We start from the raw sequence: 20,664 nt of genomic DNA on the forward strand, positions 1-20,664 counted from the left end.
CAAATAAGGTGATCGCAATGCATGAAATGGCGTTAATGGGAGATATCTTGCAGATTGTTCAGGCAGATGCAGCGCAAAAAGGAATGATAAAAATTGATCGTGTAGACTTAATCGTTGGAGAGCTTGCAAATGCATTGCCAGAAGCATTACAAATGGCATTTGCTATTTTTCGTGAGCAAAACCCCTACCTTTTTACGGAATCAGCAGAAATGTTTATCCATTTTGAGAAAGCAAGCGCAAAATGTGTTATCTGCGGAGAAACGTACAGACCAAACCAAAAAATTGCTTTGTGTCCAAATTGCAAGATTCCCTCTGGGAAAATCCTTACAGGGGAAACATTTCAGATCTTATCATACGAAGGGAGCAATTCATGATGAAAATAACATTAAAAACAGATGTGTTAACGAATAACAACAAAGCAGCAGAATTTAACCGCAATCTTTTCGAAAGTACAAATACCCTTGTAATAAACATCATGAGCTCCCCCGGTGCTGGAAAGACAACATTGCTAGAAGAAACAGTTCGGGCTTTATCCGGAAAATACAAGATTGGGGTAATAGAAGGAGATTTAGCGACGGAGAAAGATGCCAACCGGATACGGGCAATGGGTGCCAGAGCAACCCAAATTAACACGTATGGCGGCTGCCACCTTGACGCAAGAATGGTAGCTGCAAGTCTAGCAGAATTTGATCTGGAAGAAATTGATTTGCTGTTCATTGAGAACGTTGGAAATCTTGTCTGTCCATCAGGCTATGATTTGGGAGAGCATCATAAAGTGGCAGTCTTAAGTATTCCAGAAGGAAATGATAAAATTTCAAAATACCCACAAATGTTTATGCGAACCGAATTAGTCCTGCTCAATAAAATTGATTTGCTGCCGTACTTAGATTTTAATGTGGCGGAGGCTCGAAAGGATCTCTCTGAAATTAACCCGGAATCCGAACTCATTCCTCTCTCGGCAAGAACAAAAGAGGGGCTCCATGAGTGGTTTTCCTGGATTGAGGGAGCATATGCCAAATGCATATAGCAGTGAAAATAGCCGTAAGCGGCCGGGTTCAAGGGGTTGGCTTCAGGCCATTTATCTTCCAGCTGGCGAAAGAATTGCATCTAAATGGGACAGTGCAAAACAATATGGACGGCGTGAAAATTTACTTGGAGGGTGAGTCAGAAAAACTCCAGCAGTTTCAGGCCTTATTAGCCAACAGGGCACCAAGACTTTCAAAAATTGATTCAATTGCTGTTGAAGAAACCGAGTCCCGAAATATACAGGATTTTAAAATTATCGAAAGCGAGCGCAGGGGAACATCAACGCTAGTGATTCCAACTGATTCCGCCGTTTGCGATGATTGTTTAAAAGAAATGCATGATCCAACAAATTTTCGCTACCGTTACCCGTTCATTAATTGCACACAATGTGGGCCGCGCTATACGATTATCGAAGAATTGCCATATGACCGGCCATTTACAACAATGAAAAATTTTCCAATGTGCCCGGATTGTAAAAAGGAATATGAGAATCCGGAAAACCGCCGCCATCATGCACAACCGATCGCCTGTCCAACATGTGGGCCAAAAGTTCAACTGTTGAACGATGAAGGAACCATTATTGATCCAGATCAACCGATCAAAAGGGCTATAAAGCTATTAAATCAAGGGAAAATTATTGCCATTAAAGGAATTGGCGGCTACCATCTGAGCTGCGATGCAAGGAATGAACAGGCTGTGCAATTACTGCGAGAACGGAAAAAACGGCCGCAGCGGCCGCTTGCAGTCATGGCCTCGTCAATTGAGGCGGTTCGCCAGTTTGCAGACTTTGGTGATGAAGAGGAAACATGTTTGAGCAGTCCTGAAGCGCCAATCGTGATTTTAGCAAAAAACAAAAATAATTGTTTAGCAGCCAGTGTTGCACCCGGCATGTCTACGGTTGGAACGATGCTGCCATATACTCCTTTGCATCATTTGTTGTTTGAGGATCCGGGTTTGTCCTGCCTTGTGATGACGAGTGCCAATCCTTCGGGGATGCCTATTTTATATCAGGATGACAAAGCAGAAGCTTATCTAAAAGGAATTGCCGATTATATACTCGTTCACAACCGGGAAATTATGCATCCGGTGGATGACTCGGTTGTTCAATTGACAGATGGGGGAATTGACTTTCTTCGCAGATCACGGGGGTATGTGCCAGATCCATTGGTAACGAAACTGGATGTTTCGGGAATTGTTGCTTTTGGCGGCCAGCAAAAATCGACATTTACGATTGGCAGGAACCATCAGATTTTTGTCGGCCCCCATATTGGTGATTTGGAAAATGTTGAAACAATCCAACATTACCACCAAGAATTTGAGCATCTCATTAAATGGATCGATACACCAAAAAAACTGGCCGTAGTGGATGCCCATCCTGGCTACACTGTACATACGCTCGCAGAAGAGTATGGTTTTGCCGAAGTAGTCGAGGTACAGCATCATCACGCCCATATGGCTGCGTGCATGGAGGAACATCAAATACTCGGCAAGGCATATGGCATTATTTTGGATGGAACTGGCTATGGACTTGACGGAAAGATATGGGGATTTGAACTCTTTTATGGTGATGCAGTTCAGTTTGAACGTATCGGCCATTTACACTATACTCCTCTTCCCGGGGGTGAAAAGTGTATTCTTGAACCGTGGCGTAATGCAGCCGCTATGCTGATATCATTTCATGGGGAAGAGGGGAATGTTTTAGCTAAAACAATTTTTTCGGATAAGACATATGAGATTGATATTTTACGAAATATGATTAACAAAAAGATCAATAGTATTGAAGCGGGCACTTGCGGCAGGCTGTTTGATGCGGTTAGTGCGCTCTGCGGCATAACGAAACTAGCAAGCTATGATGGTGAAGCGGCTATCCGTCTGGCAGAACTGGCTGATATGGATCAACAGAGGCCTCCATATCCGTTCGAGTTCGAAAATTTAGATGAAGGGTTGACGATCACCTTTTCTGCAATGTTGAAAGAAATCGCCACTGATGTGTTAGCAGGGGTAGATGTTCGGATCATTAGCAACAGATTCCATGAAACAGTCGTTCAGGCGATAGTAAGTGCAATGGAATTTTTGCATGACAAACGGCCGAAATCAACCAAAAGCATTGTTTTATCGGGGGGCAGCATGCATAATCGCTATTTGCGAAGGAGATTGACGGAAGAATTAAGTAAAAGATCATTTAACGTATTTTTCCCTAAAAAAGTACCGTGCAATGATGGCGGGTTATCTTATGGGCAGCTGGTGGTTGCCGCAGCAAGGAGGAGGGCCAATCAATGTGTGTTGGTGTACCAGGAAAAGTAGTTGACATTTTCGAGTATTCTGCGGTTGTTGATGTAATGGGATCGCAAACAACTGTTGGCATCATTTTTGTACCTGAAGTTCAACTTGGCGATTATGTTGTCGTTCATGCGGGTCAGGCAATGAGTATTGTGGACGAAGAATATGCGAGGATAAGTGTGGAAGAATGGAGGAAGCTGATTGATGCTCGAAATTCTGAAACAGTCGAATAATCCTGAACTATGCCTGCCGCTTGTCGATGCTGTCATTGCAAAAGCGAAAGAATTTTATTTCAAATTTGGCCGCAAACCGGCTTTTATGGAAGTGTGCGGATCCCATACAATGGCGCTTGCAAGAACAGGAGTGAAACAAAAGTTAAAAGAACATGTGAATTTGATTTCAGGACCAGGCTGCCCTGTCTGTGTAACCGATCAAAGATCGATTGATGCCATGATTGCTCTATCTGAAGGAGCGAACCGGATTATTTGCACATTTGGTGATATGATGAGAGTACCAGGCTCGAATCGGACACTTTTGGATGAAAAAATAGCCGGGAAGGATATTCGTGTCGTCTATTCACCAACAGATACAATTCAGATTGCAGAAGCCAACCCGGATAAGGAAGTCATATTTTTAGGGATTGGTTTTGAAACAACCATACCAATTTTTACCTTAATGGCAGGTGAAGCCATCCAACGGGGTATTAGCAATTTTTCCATATGGATGGCCACGAAGCTTGTTGAACCGATTCTCAGATATTTACTGGAGACAGGAGAAGTAAACCTTGATGGTTTTATGCTGCCAGGTCATGTATCGATTGTATTAGGTGAAGATTCCTATCATTATTTGGTGGATGAATACCGTATTTCCGGGGTCATTACCGGTTTTGAATCGGCCGAGCTGCTCTCCGGAATTTATAAACTGATCGATCTTGCCATAAAAGAAAAACCGGCTATCTTGAATAATTACCGCTCCATTGTAACAAAATCAGGAAATCTGGTTATCCGCCAGTGGATGGATCAATATTTAACAGAAAGCGATGAAGCATGGAGAGGGATTGGCACGATTTCGAAAAGCGGCTTGGATTTAAAGCCAGAATACGATCAATTCAACGCGAAAAAACGCTTTGCTGTCACAATTGGGGAACCAAAGAAAACAAAATGCCGCTGTGGTGAAGTCATCAGGGGGTTGATTTCACCTGAAGAGTGCCCGTTGTTTGCAAAAGCATGCAGTCCAATGAAGCCGGTCGGCCCATGCATGGTTTCGACAGAAGGTTCATGTGCCGCACACTATCAATATATGAGGGAGAGTTTTTAATGGAGAAGTTTATCAGCCTGGCACATGGGGATGGCGGGGAATTAAGCCATCGTCTCATCCGCGACCTATTCATTGACGCTTTCGGTGAAAAGGACAGAGCAATGCTTGATGCGGCAATACTCGATATTGCCGGCGGAAAAATGGCTGTCACAACTGACTCCTTTGTGATTAAGCCTATTTTTTTTCCAGGGGGGTCAATTGGAAAACTAGCGGTCGCCGGTACGGTGAACGATTTGGCCGTAAGCGGTGCAACACCCGCCTATTTAACCTGCGGCTTTGTAATCGAGGAAGGCTTCCCTGTTGCCGATTTAAAGCAAGTTGTAACCGATATGGCCAAAGAAGCTAGAAAAACCGGGGTTTCAATTGTTGCGGGAGACACAAAGGTAGTTGAAAGAGGTAGTGCAGACGGTCTATACATTAATACAACAGGTATTGGCGTGTTCGAACCGAACAAAGGCTGCAGCTTCGAATGTTCTGAGGGAGATGCAATCATTGTTTCGGGCACAATTGGCGATCATGGTATCGCTGTTTTGGCAGCACGGGGAGAATTGGGAATAGCTGCCCCAATTAATAGTGACTGTGCTTCGTTAAACGGTATGGTTAGCGAAGTTTTATCGCAAACGAGTGGGGTAAGAATGATGCGAGATCCAACTAGGGGCGGTCTTGCAACAACACTCGTGGAGATTGCTGAAGATTTCCAGTTAACATTGCAACTAAAAGAACTTGCGATACCGATTCGAAGCGAGGTTCAAGGGGCATGCGATCTTCTAGGCTTTGATCCTCTTTATCTGGCAAATGAAGGAAAGGTCATTTTGATTGTTGCAGATTCGGAAAAGGAAAAAATCTTGGAAATCTTAAGGAAATTTCCGGAAGGGCGCGATGCAGCTGTTATTGGCTCTGTTATCGATAAACAAAAAGGCCGTCTTTTGCTGGAGACACCACTTGGATCGAGAAGAATGCTGACAAGATTAACAGGACCAATGTTACCGAGAATTTGCTAAAAAGGGAAAGTTTATAAATTAGAGGGGCGAGTGTAGAGAGCACGAGAGTAGGGAGAAAATTTCTGAAATTTTTTTACGATCTCCGCATAATTAGACACATTTCGTCGTAAAACTCATGTATAATAAGATCAAACGGGTATAAAAGAGGATTGATATTTTGTTGTTTAAAAGCCTGGAGTTCAAAAATGCTGTTGGACAGAAGGTTAAAGTTGTGGAAATTCCTGTATTGGGGGAAGATAACCCTTATAAATTTATGATCCATGTCCGTTTACAGACGTTTATCACGTCCATTTATGGAGAAATGCAGGCAAAGAAAGTGTATTCTTTTAAAGAGTATTTAAAAAGAGTTTTAAAGTGGCGCGATTACCAAGAAATTTATAAAGCCGATCAGTTAAAAAATAATGCATAAGGTAATAGAGCTTCGATATTCGAAGCTCTTTTTTTGGTGTTGCAAACTGTTTTGAATCAATTTCCTCGTGTTATAATAACATTAGTATAGAGAGCAGGTGATAAGATGAAAAAGACATTCACCCTTCTAATTGCTCTGACGTTCCTTTTAAGTTCATGCAGTCAAGCAGGGCCCTTCCAGCTGCATGCAGAAAAGAAGGCTGCCGCCAAAGAGTACCGGCCGATCCCAGCTGACTTTTTTCCAAGAAAGTTAACGGTTGTATCTGCTGGAGACTCCCTGACTGAAGGAGTTGGCGATAGCACAAATCAAGGCGGATATTTACCCTACTTAAAAAAGATGCTTGAAAAAGATAAATGGGTTAAGGAAGCTCATTTTTACAATTATGGTGTAAAAGGTAATCAGACAACAGACCTATTAAAACGGCTCCAGTCCCCCACCTTGAGCGGGGCAATTAAAAAGGCTGATATGGTAATCCTGACTATCGGTGGAAATGATATCATGCAAGTCGTGAGGGATAATATCTCCAATCTGCAAATTTCCGCGTTTACGAAGGAAAAAGAAGTTTACATCAGTCATTTAACCAGGATATTCGATATCATTTTAGCAGAAAATCCTCATGCATCTATTGTTTTGGTTGGCCTTTACAATCCGTTTGAAAAATGGTTTTCAAATGTGGAAGAGATGAATCAAATTGTCGACGATTGGAATAAAGCGGGCCAAACGGTTGTGGCAAATTATTCAAATGCATACTTTGTTTCCATTGAAGATTTATTTATAAAAACAAACGAAAATCTGTTATATACTGATAATTTTCATCCAAATGATAAAGGGTATAAGCTGATTGCACAACGGCTGCATGAGTCGCTTGAGGAACGTGCAATACCGGATCTTGAAAAGAGATCGTATATGGTAATCAAAGAGGGGAATTTCTAGTCATGAAAAATAAATGGAAGAAGGGATTTTTTCTTATACTGGGAATTGACCTTCTGATTGTACTCATTCTTTTATTTTTGGTAATTGCGCCAGGAACCAATAACCGTGAAAACCAACTGTCGAAAAAACCTAATGGTGAAAATGTATCTTTTTACATTCAGTCCAATAAAGAGGATCTAAATAAACTAATCAATTATTATTTAAAAAAACAAGCAGCTAATACCCCGATTGATTATCAAATCAAGTTGGCGGATGAGGTGGAACTATACGGGACTCTTCCGTTTTTTAGTGAGCAATTAAACATGAAATTAACCTTTGAGCCCGAAGCGCTGAAAAATGGCGACTTGATTTTAAAGCAAAAGTCAATTTCAATTGGAAACCTCCAATTACCGGCTGCTTACGTTTTGCAATTTATCAGTGAAAACTACAAGCTTCCACAAGGTGTTGAGATCAGGCCGAACGATAAATTAATTTATATGAATATGGATCAGTTCAAGCTAAAAAGCAATGCGAAAGTGAAAGTCAATAAATTTGATTTAAAAAAGAACGATATAGCGTTTACCCTGCTCGTTCCAGTTAAATAAAACTCGCCAGCCGGCGAGTTTTTATTCATGCTCCCCGAATTCGCAATCCTTTCGGGTAAAAATTTTTAATGACTCCTTTAACCTCCTTCCCCCAGCCGAGGGGGTAGCCGTCAATCGTGACCAAAATCCACCCGCGGTCTTCACCGGAGGAAATCGTTTCCCCTTTCAAATACGGAACCCATTCCAATTCAGAAGAGGGCAAAGAATAAAAATGATAGACATCTTGATTCTTCAAAGACATCGCAAGGGCATGATTGGGTTCAAAGCGATTCTTTTTGAATTCGCCTAGATGAAGCCCTGCACGCAACACTTTTAGACCTTGAAAGGAAGGGAAGTTTTCAGTAAGGGCAAAGAGTTGCTGGTGAAAAAGAAAAAGGTTAGCAAAATGGTTCTTTTGGATTGTTGTTTCAACAAAAAGTTGAAAATCTTTCATTTGCGATTTGGCAACCGTTGAAACAGCATTTTTTATGTTGGCTGTCTCGCTGGCAGCATTTTTTTTAAATTTAGCGACAAAATGCCCCTCACCTCGCAGGTGATGTGGCCAAAGTCGAGCTGTTTTAAGAAGTTCCGGATTATGCTCATACCCCCATTCAGGCTTGCCATTCTGAACCCCATCCGGCTTTTGGATAGGAAGCAATTGTAAATCTGGGTATTTTTTCAAAAATGCTTCAACTGTCTGCTCGTTCTCTTCAGGTGAAAATGTACAGGTGGAATAGACAAGAATTCCCCCTTCATTCAGCATTTGATAGGCTGAGTCTAAAATGTTTTTTTGCTGTGATGCACATGCAGCCACATGTTCATCACTCCAATAGTGAACGGCGTCGGGGTCTTTCCGGAACATGCCTTCCCCCGAACATGGGGCGTCTACCAGAATTTTATCAAAATAGCCTGGAAAATGAGAAGCAAGCCTTTCAGGTGTCTCATTAGTGACAAGGCTGCCTTCAATGCCAAGTCTTTCAATATTTTCCGATAATGCTTTGGCACGCTTTGGATGAATTTCATTTGCTAGCAGAAAACCTTCCTGATTCATCATACCAGCAAGCTGGGTTGTCTTCCCGCCGGGTGCTGCGCATAAATCAAGAACTTTTTCGCCCGGTTTAGGTGCCAGCTGTTCCGCCACAAACATCGCACTTGGCTCTTGAATATAATACAAGCCCGCAGCATGATAGGGGTGTTTTCCCGGCTGATCTTTTACAGAATCATAATAAAATCCGTTTGGCACAAACGGAATTTTTTCAAGGGAAAACGGTGAAATATCAAGCCAGTTTTGTTCGGTTATTTTTAAAGGATTGATGCGTAACCCGCTTTTCTTTTCATCGTCATATGTACGAAAAAACGACTCTGCTTCTTGCTGGAGCAATTGCTGAAATTTTACTATAAAATTTTTTGGCAAATCCACGTTGCTATACACCTCTTCGGACAATATACTATCATGATTATTGTCGTTTCCCTGTATCAAGTCAAGGATAAAAAGGAATGTGGCTGCCAAGAAATAATGAATAAATTGCTGTCTATTATGATATATAGGAAAAAAAGGAGGGAATCATATGGATGGAATTGTCCGATTCGGGTCAAAGGCTGAAGAATATGGTACAGTTATCCGTTTTGTGCATGCAGCTTACAAAGTGGGCAATATCGATATTTATTTCAATGGTCAATTAATCTTTCACGATGTCTCTTATAAATCAGTTGGCGGGTATTTCCCGCTTCCTCCCGGTTGTTGTCAGATTACCGTCTATCCGTCGGGGGAAAAGAAGAATTCCCTTGTGAACAAGTTGTTATCGACCGAACATCCGTCTTATACGCTGGCGGTAGTTGGAAAAGCGAAGACCGTTCAAATCCTTCCATATGTAAACTGTCCTGAGGTGCCGGCTGGCGAGGCAAAAATCCGTTTCTTGCATTTGTCATCCGATTCACCGGCAGTCGATATTGCGGTCAAAGGAAGAGATGTTGTTTTTCCAAGGCTTTGTTATCAGGCGGCCACCGATTATCTCGGTTTAACGCCGATGACGGTTGACCTTGAAGCACGTGTTTCAGGAGGAAAGGAAGTTGTTCTGCCGCTTCCGAAAATGAAATTTCTGGCTGATTGCACATACAGTATTGCATTGATCGGCAGCGCCAGCCATACGCCGAACCTTGAAGCGATTTGCCTACACGATTAAAGGGTTTCGGCTGCACCGCCGCAATGTTTTTTCCAAATTATTCTGTTATAATAGGCTCGAAGAATAAGAGGGAGAGATGGTTTGCATGCTGCCGAAACGATTAGCACCAGGGGATGAGATAAGGGTCATTGCCCCATCAACAAGCATGGCTGTTGTAAAAGGAAAACAAATTGAAATTGCCAAAGAACGTTTAAATCAGTTAGGATTTGAGGTAACATATGGAAGGAACACTTCTGAGCATGACGAATTTTTCTCCACGTCAATTGAAAACCGGCTTGAGGATCTCCATGCCGCATTTGCTGATCCGAATGTGAAAGGCATTTTAACAGTACTCGGTGGTTATCATGCCAATCAGCTGCTAAAATACATCGATTATGAACTGATAGCCGCTAACCCAAAAATATTTTGCGGCTATAGCGATATAACGGTGCTACAGGCAGCTATGTATAAAAAAACCGGGTTAATTTCTTACTACGGTCCACACTTCTCCAGCTTTGGAATGAAACATGGATTTGATTATTCATTGCAATCATTTATTGAGGCGGTAACAAATGATGCTCCGTACGAACTAATGCCTTCAACGGAATGGAGCGATGATCCATGGTACTTGGAACAGGATACCCGGACATTTATGAAAAACGATGGACCGATTGTTATTCAGGAAGGAAAAGCTGAGGGGCGTTTAATCGGCGGGAATCTGTGTACCCTCAATTTGCTGCAGGGAACTGAATTTATGCCCTCGCTAAAAGAATCGATATTGTTTATTGAAGACGATGAAGAATCACATATCCACATATTTGACCGAGATCTTCAGTCATTATTGCATTTACCGGATGCGTCGGGTATTCAAGCCGTATTGATCGGACGTTTTCAAAAAGCTTCAAATGTAACCGAAGCGGCAATTCGAAAAATGATCTTGGATAAACGTGAATTGGCTGGAATCCCGGTGATTGCCAATGTGAATTTTGGACACATTCAACCAATTGCCACCATCCCGTTTGGCGCAAGGGCATTCATTTCAGCAGAAGGGACAAAAACAAAAATCAATATCGAGCAAAACTGAGTTAAAGACACGCATGTGTCTCTTTTTTTATTCTGGCAAAAATGAAAGGTACAATCTTTTGCCACATACACTTTACTGTATGAATCATATCTTTTGACAAGGCGGGGTATGGGGATGAGCCGATCTTTTTTAATAAAACCGATGCTTGATGAAGTCTACCCAGTGATTGATTATGGTAAAGGCGTTTATTTGTATGACAAGGCAGGAAATAAATATTTAGATGCCGCATCAGGAGCCGTAACAGCCAATATCGGTCACGGCGTTGCGGAAATTCTTGATGCAATGCAGGAACAAGCCAGAAAAGTCTCTTTTGTTTACCGTTCGCAATTTACAAGTGAACCCGCTGAAAAACTTGCTGAAAAGATCGCACAATGGACGCCAGGAGATTTGAATTGGTGTTTTTTTGTCAATAGCGGTTCTGAAGCAACTGAGACTGCCATGAAGATGGCAATTCAATATTGGCAGGAAAAAGGGATTACGACAAAGACGAAAGTGATTTCCCGCTGGGTCAGCTATCACGGCATCACAATGGGTGCACTGGCTATGTCAGGACATCCGGCAAGAAGAGCAAGGTTTGTACCACTTTTGGAAGACTTTCCGGCTGTTCATCCACCCTACTGCTTCCGCTGTCCTTATCACCAAACGGCTCCTGGCTGCGGTTATCTTTGTGCTTACGAACTCGAAACGGCCATTAAGCGGATCGGCGCCGAACAAATTGCCGCTTTTATTGCTGAACCAGTGATTGGTGCAGCCGGCGGTGCGATTACCCCTCCCAAAGATTATTACAAAATCATTCATTCCATTTGCAAAGAAAACAATATTTTGTTTATCGCCGATGAAGTCATGACAGGGTTTGGCCGAACCGGAACGATGTTTGCCGTCGAACAGTGGGGCATTGTACCAGATCTGCTGGCTTTAGGAAAAGGTATGGGTGCCGGTTATGCGCCAATTGCAGCCGCTGTTGCAAGTGACAAAGTGATCGAGCCGATTCTTGCAGGTTCAAAATCAGTCATGAGCGGGCACACTCTTAGTGCCAATCCGCAGGCTTGTGCTGTTTCCCTTGCTGTTCTCAATTACCTAGAAAAGCATGAGCTTGTCGACAAAGTGGAATCAAAAAGTTTATTTTTACAGGAACAGCTGGCAGCGTTAAAAACTCACTTTCCTTTTATTGGGGACATCCGCGGAAAAGGTCTTTTGTTAGGCATCGAATTTGTCAAAGATCCGGTCAGTAAAGAACCGTTTTCAAGAAAGGAACTGGTGACACAAAAAATCGTTCAAATAGCGAAAGACCGTGGCCTTCTTGTTTATCCGGCCAGTGCCGGTATTGATGGAATAAATGGCGATTCGATCATCCTTTCCCCGCCGCTTACGATTCGCCAGGAGGAAATGGAAAAACTAATTTCTTTATTGACGGAAGTTTTCCAAGATTTTTCCATTCAACTTCAAAACGGGGGCGTGTAAATGGAAAATCCTTATGGAAAAATCGTACAGCTTGAAACCGTAATGCCCTTCTTCCATGATGGAATGACGCTGATGTTTGGAGGGTTTGGCGGTATCGGTTCCCCGCCAACCATCATTCAAGCCATTAGTGAAAAAGGTGTTAAACAATTGACATTAATCGGAAATGATACTGGATTTCCGGATATTGGGATTGGAAAGCTGATCTGCCTTGAAAGAGTAAAGAAGGTGATTGTTTCACATATTGGATCAAACCCATTCGCAGGAGAGCAGATGAGTGCCGGAAAATTAGAGGTAGAATTTTCGCCTCAAGGGACGCTTGCAGAAAGAATCCGAGCGGGCGGGGTTGGGTTACCGGCAATTGTGACAGACGTTGGGATCGAGAATGAAATGGTTAACAACAACAAACCCTTGCTTCAACTTAATGGGAAAAAATACCTGGTTGAAACCGCCTTAACTGCTGAGGTTGCAATAGTTTACGCGAAAAAAGCGGATGTATACGGTAATCTTGTTTACGACAAGAGTGCACGAAATACCAATCCGCTTGTGGCAATGGCAGGGGGGATTACGATTGCTGAGGTGGAGGAAATCGTACCTGCTGGCGAACTTGATCCGGAAGAAGTTGTAACCCCAGGAATCTTTGTCGATTATCTGATTTTGTCCAAAGGGGTGAACTGGAAATGGGCATGGGAGTAGATGCACGAAACCGTATGGCAAAAAGGGCGGCAGAAGAGATTCAAGATGGGATGGTTGTTAACCTTGGCATTGGCATTCCTTCACTTGTTCCAAACTTTTTGCCAAAGGAGCGAAATGTCGTGTTCCATGCGGAAAATGGCATTCTTGGCATGGGTCCGAGCCCTGTTCGTGGGATGGAAGATGCGAATTTATGCAATGCCGGGGGGTTTCCAGTCACGCTGAATAAAGGCGGTTCCTACTGTGACAGCGCCATTTCGTTTGCGATGATTCGAAGAGGGAAAATTGATTTAACGATTCTCGGTTCCCTGCAGGTCAGTCAGAACGGCGATTTAGCCAATTGGATTGTTCCGGGTCGCAAAATACCGGGAATGGGAGGAGCGATTGATTTAGGCCAAAAAGCGAAAAGAGTAGCTGTGGTAATGAGACAATGCGATAGGCAAGGAAGACCGAAGATCGTTGAAAGCTGCACGCTGCCTTTAACCGCAAAAGGCTGTGTAAACCGAATCATTACCGAGATGGCCGTATTTGAGGTGACAGCGAAGGGGTTATGGCTTATCGAGCTGTTTGAACCATACGGGGTCAAGGATGTGGTCGAACAAACGGATTGCAAAGTGCATGTAAGCGGTAGCTTGCGAAGAATTTATTGATCTAAGGGGGAGCGGCAATGGGATCAGATCAAAAAATGCGGATAAAAGAATGGCTGAAGGAAAACAGGGCAAGAGGAACAAGGCTTTTGCAAATCCTTGTTCAAGAAGGCAGTACCCGCGGCAATGAGAGCGGAGCACAGGCAATTGTGATCGAAAAATGCCGGCAACTCGGAATGAACTTGGATATTTGGGAACTCGATGGGGATGAATTATCAAAACATCCCGCCTTTTTTTGCGACCGCAAAGATTTCACGGGAAATCCGAATGTTGTGGGCGTTTTAAAAGGAACAGGCGGCGGAAAGTCGATTGTCTTAAACGGTCATATCGATGTTGTCCCGGTTGGGGATGAGAAATACTGGGGAGATGATCCATTCAGCGGGCGCATTCAATCCGGGAGGCTCTATGGAAGAGGTTCAACGGATATGAAGGGCGGTACAGTTGCGATGTTAATGGCGATTGAAGCAGTGAATGCCTTAGGGTTCCGCTTAAAAGGCGATATTATTTTTCAAAGTGTAATTGAAGAGGAAAGCGGCGGAGCGGGAACACTGGCTGCAATTCTTCGCGGGTATCGTGCGGATGGTGCCTTGATTCCCGAGCCGACGAACATGAAAATTTTCCCAAAACAACAAGGATCAATGTGGTTTCGAATCCTTGTCAGCGGAAAGGCAGCACATGGGGGAACGAGATATGAGGGTGTAAGTGCGATTGAGAAAGCCGCGTTGGTTGTCGAAAAAATTCAAGAGCTTGAAAAACTGCGTAATCAAAAGATTTCTGATCCCCTATATAAAACGATTCCAATTCCAATTCCAATCAATATTGGAAAAATGGTCAGCGGTCAGTGGCCCTCATCTGTTCCTGACCAAGCTGTAATTGAAGGCAGAATGGGGGTTAGTCCCGAAGAAACGATGGAACAAGCACAAAAGGAAATGGAAGCCTGTATCGAAAATCTTAATCAATTAGATGAATGGTTCAGCTTACATCCGTTAAAAATTGAATGGTTTGGTGCAAGGTGGATTCCCGGTCGTATAGATGAAGAACATCCTCTTGTTAAAGTACTGAAAGAAAGTTTCCAAGCAGTAAAAAACACAGCTCCAGTGGTGGAAGCAAGTCCTTGGGGAACAGACGGGGGCCTTCTCTCGACGATTGCCAATGTTCCCGTTGTTGTATTTGGACCGGGAATTACAGTAACAGCACATGATGCCAATGAGCATATTGAGCTTGAAGAAGTGTTTGCTGCCAGTGAAATCATTGCCCTCACACTAATGGAATGGTGTGGAGCGGCCGATTAGGAGGCTGATATCAAACGAAAAGGTGGTGAAAAAGTGGCCGAAATTGCAAAAACTGTAACGATTCACGGGGACCATTATTACCTTGAAGCATACATGGATCCATTTAATAAAAGAATGAGGATTGATGATTATCGCGGCAATCTCACCGATTTAATAAAAGCAGCGGATAACTTGGCGGAACGAATGGCTGCAGAGAAGATTATCTTAAAAGGGAGATCGGAACATCTAGTTGATTTTATTGAAAAAGGCTTCCAACTGGAAGCAATTGTTGATCACTATTTTTTAGGATCCAACGCCTATTTTTTAACAAACTACCGGTCGGCTGAGCGCAGGAAAAGTGAGAATTGGATAGCCGAAGATGCAATTATTCGCGGAATTTATGAACGAAAAGAGACGGATAAAGCCTCCTTCCCGCCGAAAGAATATGAATTAAAAAAGGCGGGTGAAGACGTTGCAGATGAGTTGGCGAACCTTTATCGCCACGTTTTTCCAATTTATCCGACACCGCTGCATGACCCGGAATATGTGCGAAAAACGATGAAGGAGGGAACAATTTATTACGCCTATTTTTATAATGGGAAAATTGTCAGTGCGGCATCGGCGGAAGTGCATTCTTTTTATAAAAATGCTGAGTTGACCGATTGTGCAACATTGCAAGCTCATCGAAAGCACGGACTGATGAAGTGGATTTTGAAGGAACTTGAGAAAGAATTGAGAAAACAGAATATTTATTGTGCCTATTCATTGGCAAGGGCGTTGTCGTTTGGGATGAACGCTGCACTTTTTCAGCTAGGGTATAACTATCGTGGCCGGTTGATCAATAATTGTTATATTTATGATAAACTCGAAAACATGAATGCATGGGTAAAGAATCTTGCGGACTGCTAAATTCCCGGCAGACTGTGACGATTTTTCGGCACCTTCTCAACATGGAAAGCGGGAGGCTGAAAAATGAGCCAATCAACGGAGCTGACGAGCGAAGTCCTTTCAGCCATTTTAAAGAGCATTGATGAGGGAATCCATGTTGTTGATACAGATGGGATAACGATTTTTTATAATGAAGTCGCCGGTCGCCATGACGGAATGGCGGTAAAGGAAGTGCTGGGGAAACCATTGCTGAAGGCTTTTCCTTCCCTTACAGGCGAAACGAGTACATTGCTGAAAGTAATTAAAACTGGGAAGCCAATCTACAATCAAACGCAAGTGTATGTGAATGCACATGGAAGAAGAATTGATACGATCAACACAACCTTGCCGCTTCTTTTAGAGAAAAGGGTGATCGGGGCGGTAGAAATTGCAAAAGATTATTCGCGCATAAAACTGTTGGCAAATCGGCTGCTGGAGCTGCAAAAAGGGTTGAACGACGGAAGAGGCAAGCAGGGGGGGAGCTACACCAAGTATACGCTTAGCGATTTAAAGACAGTGAATCCGAAATTTGCAAAAATGAAAGCGGAAGCAAAGAAACTCGCAAAATCTGTTTCTCCCATTCTCGTTTATGGTGAAAGCGGGACAGGGAAGGAATTGTTCGTCCAAGGTATTCATCAGGAATCAATGCGGGCGAATGGCCCGTTTATCGCTCAAAACTGTGCAGCCATCCCGGAAAGCTTGTTGGAGAGTATCTTGTTTGGAACGGCAAAGGGAAGCTATACAGGGGCAGTGGAACGGAAAGGACTGTTTGAACTTGCTAATGGCGGAACACTTTTTCTGGATGAGCTGAATTCCATGCCAATTGAGCTGCAGGCTAAATTACTGCGCGTTTTAGAAGAAGGGATGGTTCGCCGAGTAGGCGGTGGAGAAAGTATTTTTGTCGATGTTCGGGTGATTGCCGCGATGAACGAACACCCAGAAAAAGTTCTGCAATATGGCAAACTACGGCATGATTTGTATTATCGGCTGAATGTATTTATGTTTGCACTCATGCCGTTAAGGGAACGGAAGGAAGATATAATGTTGTTGACCGAATACTTTCGGCAAAGTTTTAACGAGATGTTAAACAAAAACATTCAAGGGTTCGATGAGAAATTGAAACAATTTTTTCTTTCGTACGCCTGGCCGGGAAATGTTCGCGAACTTAAACACGCAATGGAATACATGATGCATCTTGGCGAACATGCCCATTTAACGATTACAGATTTACCGCCGATGCTAAAACAAAAGGCTGTTCATACCCCTACATTGATGGAAAAATCCTGTTCCCTGAAAGCAAATTTAGCTGCAGTGGAAAAAGATTTAATTGAAAAAGCTATAGCACAATCAAACGGAAATATAAACCAAGCCGCGAAATTGCTTGAAGTACCGAGGCAAACATTGCAATATAAGCTAAAAAAATACCAATAAAAGCGCTGAAAATTCGGCGCTTTTTTACGTTATTTGCTTCGATCTTCAATCCTTCTCCTTCTTGCACGTTGGCACAAAACTTGCAGGAATTAAAAGCAGTACTTCGTGAAGGAGAAGATGAGAAGTGAAACAAACTTTATATAAACCAAAAAGGCATTGGAAAGAGATTGAACTGTGGAAAAAGGTGACAGATGAGCAGTGGAATAACTGGCTCTGGCAATTAACCAATACGATTCGAACAGTGGAAGACTTAAAAAAGGTGATTCATTTAACGCCAGAAGAGGAGGAAGGGGTGAGAAATTCGACAAAAACCATTCCGCTTAATATCACTCCTTACTATGCTTCATTAATGAATCCGGACGACCCGCGCTGCCCGATTCGTATGCAATCAGTTCCTATTTCAAAAGAGCTAACCAAAACGAAATATGATCTTGAAGACCCGCTTCATGAAGATGAAGATTCACCAGTACCTGGCTTAACACACCGTTACCCGGACCGCGTACTTTTTCTTGTAACCAATCAATGCTCGATGTATTGCCGCTATTGTACAAGAAGGCGCTTTTCGGGGCAGATTGGCATGGGCGTGCCAAAGAAGCAGCTCGATGATGCAATCGCCTATATTCGGGAAACCACGCAAGTAAGGGATGTGTTGATCTCAGGCGGCGATGGCCTGTTGATCAATGATCAAATTTTGGAATATATTTTAAAAAATTTACGGGATATTGATCATGTGGAAATCATTCGCATTGGCACAAGAGCGCCGGTTGTTTTTCCGCAGCGAATTACCGAAAACCTCTGCAACATTTTAAAAAAGTATCATCCGATTTGGCTGAACACGCATTTTAATACTTCCATTGAAATAACAGAAGAATCGAAACGAGCTTGCGAAATGCTGGCAAATGCCGGTGTGCCGGTTGGAAATCAGTCCGTCATCTTGTCAGGGATCAATGACAGTGTGCCAATCATGAAAAAATTAATGCACGATCTTGTCAAAATCCGCGTTCGTCCCTACTACATTTATCAGTGCGATTTATCAGAAGGGATTGGACATTTCCGGGCCCCCGTTTCCAAAGGATTGGAAATCATCGAAGGCTTGCGCGGACATACTTCGGGATATGCCGTTCCTACCTTCGTCGTTGACGCACCGGGCGGCGGCGGAAAAATCGCCTTGCAGCCGAATTATTTGCTTTCTCAAAGCCCCGAAAAAGTAGTTCTGCGCAATTTTGAAGGCGTGATTACTTCTTATCCGGAACCACAGGATTATGTTCCGGGCAGGGCGGAAGAATATTTTAAAGAAATTTTTGCTGACTTGGAGGAGAAACAATCGCAAACAGGAATTGCAGGGGTAATGAATGATCAGCACTTCAATCTTGTGCCAGAAGGGCTTGCAAGGCTAAATCGGCGAAAATCATATGCAGAGGATCCAACCCACCAATCATTAAAAGAAAAGCGAGACAAACGCGATGAATTAAAAGAAAAAAAGTTTAAAGCGCTAGTTGAAAAGGAAAATAATAATGGCATTAAGCGTCCTGCCGGTAATTCAGCTGAAAAGGATACACAAGAAAATGGATAAGTGTGTATGGTGCGATTGTACAAACATTTCAACGAATCCGGAAAGTGTTTTTTGGGAATTGCCAGATGGAACAAGAGCGCTTGAAATCAAAGAGGCCCCCGTTATTTCTTGTGCGAATTGTGCAATGAACTTTTTAGATGAACAAATCATAAAAGAAATTGAAGATCAATTGCTGTTAATTGACACAAAGCAGCTTGGAAAAACCATCACCTATCAGGATTTAATGAAACTTCCAAGAAGATTGAAAAAAAATTACTTTGATTTTTACACGTAAGAACAGGTATAGTAGCTGTAAGATAGAACAAGAAAAGAAAGGCGTTTGAATGATGAGCAAATCTTTTTATCATTTTTTAATGAAATACCGGCATCCAGCACCAAAAGATGCGATTAGCCGGTTTGCCAATCAGGCATATGAAGATCACAGTTTTCCGAAAACATCAGAAGATTATCATGAAATCAGCTCGTATCTGGAATTAAATGGCCTTTATTTGGAAAGTATGACTGTTTTTGATGATGCTTGGCAGCTCTATCAATTATCCGAAATGAAGCTCTAATGAATTTTTCTTAATCGCCCGTTTATCCCGGCGATTTTTCTTTTTTCAAAACTCGTGCGCTTCTCCTTAATCGGTGCATATAATATGGTAATTAACTTTCACGACGCATCATTGAGGGGATGGAGGAATATGGAAAAAAGGAAAAAGCCGAAATATAAAATCGGTGATACAGTCGTGATAACGATGTATGGGACGGTTGGAAAAGTAACAGATGTCAAATGGCTTGATGAAAAATATGTATACGAAGTGAATAAAAGTGAAGGACTTTATGTAGAAGCAGCACTGCAACTTCTCTCTGAATATGAGGGAAATGTTATGGAACAGGAACAAATCGATATTGAATATAAATATTTTTTCGGAGACTTAGTACAAGTCAGCGGGTATGGGTCGGATTTATTTAAAGTAGTTGGTTTTCGTACGGAAATATGGCGCTATAAAGAAGATGCCTGGGAAGACGTCATTTATGAGTTATCAAGAGTCAGTGATGGAGAATGGCTGGAAGCGGGAGAAGAAGAGCTTACCCTTGTTGCCGACGCGGAAAGTGCAGAAACATTTATTCAAAAATTAGGCCTGCTCTACTTAATTAATAAGCAGCAAAAGGCACTCCAACTGCCGAAACTGCAGAATATGCTGCGCAAAGCGGAAGCTGAAGAAATTGCCCGTAAAATGGAGAAAAAACAACTGATTGATCATTTGCTCGACATGTATAACGATTACCGGATTCTCTATGAACTGTTCCATGATCAGGAATATTATCATGTAATGAAAGTCATTTTACGAAAGTTGGAAACAATGGTAAACAATGACGGAAAAAGCCATGTATAATTTACAGTTTTAAAAACGCGATCAATACAATGATGAAGAAAGGAATTCCAACCCATTTTACCAGAAAAAAGAGAAATTGGGTTGTGCCCTCTGAGAATTGTTGAAATACGCCGTTTTCATCATTTACATCCGTGATAAAAGCTTTGAACATTGCTTGGATTTGTGCCATCTGAAATTACCTCCTGAAATCATTTGCTATCAAATCCTATGCTTGTCCGAGCTGTTCTAGACATTTTTTTAGTAAACATTTTTTTGTAAAAAACGTTTAGCATGAAAAAGCCATACACAACATACATTCTGTAAAAAGGGGGCGACGCGAATGAGAGAAATCGAAGTATTTATTGATACGGAGGAAATCGCAGAATTTTTCTTTCATGAGCTTGTGAAAAGGGGATACGTTCCTTCGGAAGAGGAATTAGAGGAACTCGCTGATATTACCTTTGAATATTTAGTTGAAAAAAGCATTATCGATGAAGAAATAGAGGAAGAGTAGCATTTACGTTTTTTTTA

General features: G+C 42.4%; 24 protein-coding genes. 22 read left to right on the forward strand and 2 right to left on the reverse strand.

The features are described 5' to 3' along the window. The first annotated feature begins 17 nt into the window (after positions 1-17). From ACQYAD_RS10465 to ACQYAD_RS10505, 9 genes are all read left to right on the forward strand, one after another. On the forward strand, positions 18-374 hold the full coding sequence (locus tag ACQYAD_RS10465; RefSeq protein ID WP_430237950.1) for a hydrogenase maturation nickel metallochaperone HypA: 357 nt from the start codon (positions 18-20) through the stop codon (positions 372-374). After that, complete coding sequence (gene hypB, locus ACQYAD_RS10470) at positions 374-1,027, forward strand: hydrogenase nickel incorporation protein HypB (RefSeq protein WP_430238779.1); 654 nt, start codon at positions 374-376, stop codon at positions 1,025-1,027. The genes ACQYAD_RS10465 and hypB overlap by 1 nt, the downstream gene beginning before the upstream one ends. Next, on the forward strand, positions 1,018-3,330 hold the full coding sequence (gene hypF, locus ACQYAD_RS10475) for a carbamoyltransferase HypF (RefSeq protein ID WP_430237951.1): 2,313 nt from the start codon (positions 1,018-1,020) through the stop codon (positions 3,328-3,330). Before hypB ends, hypF begins: the two co-directional genes overlap by 10 nt. Next, positions 3,303-3,539 (forward strand): HypC/HybG/HupF family hydrogenase formation chaperone, encoded by a 237-nt coding sequence (locus tag ACQYAD_RS10480; RefSeq protein WP_430237952.1) that lies wholly within the window; start codon positions 3,303-3,305, stop codon positions 3,537-3,539. Before hypF ends, ACQYAD_RS10480 begins: the two co-directional genes overlap by 28 nt. Further along, a complete protein-coding gene (gene hypD / locus ACQYAD_RS10485) occupies positions 3,511-4,623 on the forward strand; it encodes a hydrogenase formation protein HypD (RefSeq protein WP_430238780.1) in 1,113 nt (370 codons plus the stop codon). The genes ACQYAD_RS10480 and hypD overlap by 29 nt, the downstream gene beginning before the upstream one ends. Beyond that, complete coding sequence (gene hypE / locus ACQYAD_RS10490; protein WP_430237954.1) at positions 4,623-5,624, forward strand: hydrogenase expression/formation protein HypE; 1,002 nt, start codon at positions 4,623-4,625, stop codon at positions 5,622-5,624. Before hypD ends, hypE begins: the two co-directional genes overlap by 1 nt. Before the next feature lie 157 nt (positions 5,625-5,781). Further along, the gene (locus tag ACQYAD_RS10495) at positions 5,782-6,033 is read left to right on the forward strand and encodes a DUF2535 family protein (protein WP_430237957.1); all 252 of its coding nucleotides are present in this window, start codon (positions 5,782-5,784) and stop codon (positions 6,031-6,033) included. Positions 6,034-6,138: 105 nt separating this feature from the next. Then, on the forward strand, positions 6,139-6,966 hold the full coding sequence (locus ACQYAD_RS10500) for an SGNH/GDSL hydrolase family protein (protein ID WP_430237959.1): 828 nt from the start codon (positions 6,139-6,141) through the stop codon (positions 6,964-6,966). A gap of 2 nt (positions 6,967-6,968) precedes the next feature. Continuing rightward, positions 6,969-7,550 (forward strand): YpmS family protein, encoded by a 582-nt coding sequence (locus ACQYAD_RS10505; protein ID WP_430237961.1) that lies wholly within the window; start codon positions 6,969-6,971, stop codon positions 7,548-7,550. Positions 7,551-7,575: 25 nt separating this feature from the next. Here ACQYAD_RS10505 and ACQYAD_RS10510 read toward each other — a convergent pair whose 3' ends face one another. Beyond that, positions 7,576-8,949, reverse strand: a complete 1,374-nt coding sequence (locus tag ACQYAD_RS10510) for an RsmF rRNA methyltransferase first C-terminal domain-containing protein (protein WP_430237963.1) — start codon at positions 8,947-8,949, stop codon at positions 7,576-7,578. A 148-nt stretch (positions 8,950-9,097) separates the two neighbouring features. On the opposite strand from ACQYAD_RS10510, the gene ACQYAD_RS10515 reads away from it, so the two are divergent. The 12 genes from ACQYAD_RS10515 to ACQYAD_RS10570 all read left to right on the forward strand — a co-directional run bounded on the left by ACQYAD_RS10515 (position 9,098) and on the right by ACQYAD_RS10570 (position 20,154). Further along, entirely contained in the window at positions 9,098-9,712 is a 615-nt protein-coding gene (locus tag ACQYAD_RS10515) for a DUF4397 domain-containing protein (protein ID WP_430237966.1), read from the forward strand. Between the two features lie 85 nt (positions 9,713-9,797). Beyond that, positions 9,798-10,775, forward strand: a complete 978-nt coding sequence (locus tag ACQYAD_RS10520; protein WP_430237967.1) for a S66 family peptidase — start codon at positions 9,798-9,800, stop codon at positions 10,773-10,775. 114 nt (positions 10,776-10,889) lie between these two features. Then, a complete protein-coding gene (locus ACQYAD_RS10525; RefSeq protein ID WP_430237969.1) occupies positions 10,890-12,236 on the forward strand; it encodes an aspartate aminotransferase family protein in 1,347 nt (448 codons plus the stop codon). Beyond that, on the forward strand, positions 12,237-12,929 hold the full coding sequence (locus ACQYAD_RS10530; protein WP_430237971.1) for a CoA transferase subunit A: 693 nt from the start codon (positions 12,237-12,239) through the stop codon (positions 12,927-12,929). Next, positions 12,914-13,576 (forward strand): 3-oxoacid CoA-transferase subunit B, encoded by a 663-nt coding sequence (locus ACQYAD_RS10535; protein ID WP_430237972.1) that lies wholly within the window; start codon positions 12,914-12,916, stop codon positions 13,574-13,576. Before ACQYAD_RS10530 ends, ACQYAD_RS10535 begins: the two co-directional genes overlap by 16 nt. 17 nt (positions 13,577-13,593) lie before the next feature. Beyond that, complete coding sequence (locus tag ACQYAD_RS10540) at positions 13,594-14,865, forward strand: peptidase (RefSeq protein WP_430237974.1); 1,272 nt, start codon at positions 13,594-13,596, stop codon at positions 14,863-14,865. Between the two features lie 93 nt (positions 14,866-14,958). After that, a complete protein-coding gene (gene ablB / locus ACQYAD_RS10545; protein ID WP_430238782.1) occupies positions 14,959-15,753 on the forward strand; it encodes a putative beta-lysine N-acetyltransferase in 795 nt (264 codons plus the stop codon). Positions 15,754-15,816: 63 nt separating this feature from the next. Continuing rightward, positions 15,817-17,202, forward strand: a complete 1,386-nt coding sequence (locus ACQYAD_RS10550; RefSeq protein ID WP_430237976.1) for a sigma-54 interaction domain-containing protein — start codon at positions 15,817-15,819, stop codon at positions 17,200-17,202. A 124-nt stretch (positions 17,203-17,326) separates the two neighbouring features. Beyond that, positions 17,327-18,775: a lysine 2,3-aminomutase gene (ablA, locus tag ACQYAD_RS10555; protein ID WP_430237978.1), complete on the forward strand. Its 1,449-nt coding sequence runs from the start codon at positions 17,327-17,329 to the stop codon at positions 18,773-18,775. After that, positions 18,768-19,049: a YokU family protein gene (locus ACQYAD_RS10560; RefSeq protein ID WP_430237980.1), complete on the forward strand. Its 282-nt coding sequence runs from the start codon at positions 18,768-18,770 to the stop codon at positions 19,047-19,049. Before ablA ends, ACQYAD_RS10560 begins: the two co-directional genes overlap by 8 nt. A 52-nt stretch (positions 19,050-19,101) precedes the next feature. Next, positions 19,102-19,329 carry a YozE family protein gene (locus ACQYAD_RS10565; RefSeq protein WP_430237982.1) on the forward strand — a complete coding sequence of 76 codons (228 nt, stop codon included), beginning with the start codon at positions 19,102-19,104 and terminating at the stop codon, positions 19,327-19,329. 129 nt (positions 19,330-19,458) lie between these two features. Then, positions 19,459-20,154, forward strand: coding sequence for a hypothetical protein (locus ACQYAD_RS10570; protein WP_430237983.1), 696 nt, complete (start codon positions 19,459-19,461; stop codon positions 20,152-20,154). A 1-nt stretch (position 20,155) separates the two neighbouring features. Here ACQYAD_RS10570 and ACQYAD_RS10575 read toward each other — a convergent pair whose 3' ends face one another. Then, a complete protein-coding gene (locus ACQYAD_RS10575; RefSeq protein WP_430237986.1) occupies positions 20,156-20,323 on the reverse strand; it encodes a hypothetical protein in 168 nt (55 codons plus the stop codon). Between the two features lie 150 nt (positions 20,324-20,473). Between ACQYAD_RS10575 and ACQYAD_RS10580 the strand changes: the two genes are divergently transcribed. Continuing rightward, positions 20,474-20,647 (forward strand): YozD family protein, encoded by a 174-nt coding sequence (locus ACQYAD_RS10580; protein WP_430237988.1) that lies wholly within the window; start codon positions 20,474-20,476, stop codon positions 20,645-20,647. Positions 20,648-20,664 lie beyond the last annotated feature (17 nt).

The sequence above is a fragment of the Neobacillus sp. SM06 genome (genome assembly GCF_050496765.1).
GTDB lineage: Bacteria > Bacillota > Bacilli > Bacillales > Cytobacillaceae > JAEVLT01.

Bases quoted from the DNA above. Each gene is read 5' to 3' on its own strand.
- ACQYAD_RS10465 (WP_430237950.1), top strand. From the start codon at position 18: ATGCATGAAATGGCGTTAATGGGAGATATCTTGCAGATTGTTCAGGCA.
- hypB (WP_430238779.1), top strand. From the start codon at position 374: ATGAAAATAACATTAAAAACAGATGTGTTAACGAATAACAACAAAGCA.
- hypF (WP_430237951.1), top strand. From the start codon at position 1,018: ATGCATATAGCAGTGAAAATAGCCGTAAGCGGCCGGGTTCAAGGGGTT.
- ACQYAD_RS10480 (WP_430237952.1), top strand. From the start codon at position 3,303: ATGTGTGTTGGTGTACCAGGAAAAGTAGTTGACATTTTCGAGTATTCT.
- hypD (WP_430238780.1), top strand. From the start codon at position 3,511: ATGCTCGAAATTCTGAAACAGTCGAATAATCCTGAACTATGCCTGCCG.
- hypE (WP_430237954.1), top strand. From the start codon at position 4,623: ATGGAGAAGTTTATCAGCCTGGCACATGGGGATGGCGGGGAATTAAGC.
- ACQYAD_RS10500 (WP_430237959.1), top strand. From the start codon at position 6,139: ATGAAAAAGACATTCACCCTTCTAATTGCTCTGACGTTCCTTTTAAGT.
- ACQYAD_RS10505 (WP_430237961.1), top strand. From the start codon at position 6,969: ATGAAAAATAAATGGAAGAAGGGATTTTTTCTTATACTGGGAATTGAC.
- ACQYAD_RS10515 (WP_430237966.1), top strand. From the start codon at position 9,098: ATGGATGGAATTGTCCGATTCGGGTCAAAGGCTGAAGAATATGGTACA.
- ACQYAD_RS10520 (WP_430237967.1), top strand. From the start codon at position 9,798: ATGCTGCCGAAACGATTAGCACCAGGGGATGAGATAAGGGTCATTGCC.
- ACQYAD_RS10525 (WP_430237969.1), top strand. From the start codon at position 10,890: ATGAGCCGATCTTTTTTAATAAAACCGATGCTTGATGAAGTCTACCCA.
- ACQYAD_RS10530 (WP_430237971.1), top strand. From the start codon at position 12,237: ATGGAAAATCCTTATGGAAAAATCGTACAGCTTGAAACCGTAATGCCC.
- ACQYAD_RS10535 (WP_430237972.1), top strand. From the start codon at position 12,914: ATGGGCATGGGAGTAGATGCACGAAACCGTATGGCAAAAAGGGCGGCA.
- ACQYAD_RS10540 (WP_430237974.1), top strand. From the start codon at position 13,594: ATGGGATCAGATCAAAAAATGCGGATAAAAGAATGGCTGAAGGAAAAC.
- ablB (WP_430238782.1), top strand. From the start codon at position 14,959: ATGGATCCATTTAATAAAAGAATGAGGATTGATGATTATCGCGGCAAT.
- ACQYAD_RS10550 (WP_430237976.1), top strand. From the start codon at position 15,817: ATGAGCCAATCAACGGAGCTGACGAGCGAAGTCCTTTCAGCCATTTTA.
- ACQYAD_RS10560 (WP_430237980.1), top strand. From the start codon at position 18,768: ATGGATAAGTGTGTATGGTGCGATTGTACAAACATTTCAACGAATCCG.
- ACQYAD_RS10565 (WP_430237982.1), top strand. From the start codon at position 19,102: ATGAGCAAATCTTTTTATCATTTTTTAATGAAATACCGGCATCCAGCA.
- ACQYAD_RS10570 (WP_430237983.1), top strand. From the start codon at position 19,459: ATGGAAAAAAGGAAAAAGCCGAAATATAAAATCGGTGATACAGTCGTG.
- ACQYAD_RS10575 (WP_430237986.1), bottom strand. From the start codon at position 20,323: ATGGCACAAATCCAAGCAATGTTCAAAGCTTTTATCACGGATGTAAAT.
- ACQYAD_RS10580 (WP_430237988.1), top strand. From the start codon at position 20,474: ATGAGAGAAATCGAAGTATTTATTGATACGGAGGAAATCGCAGAATTT.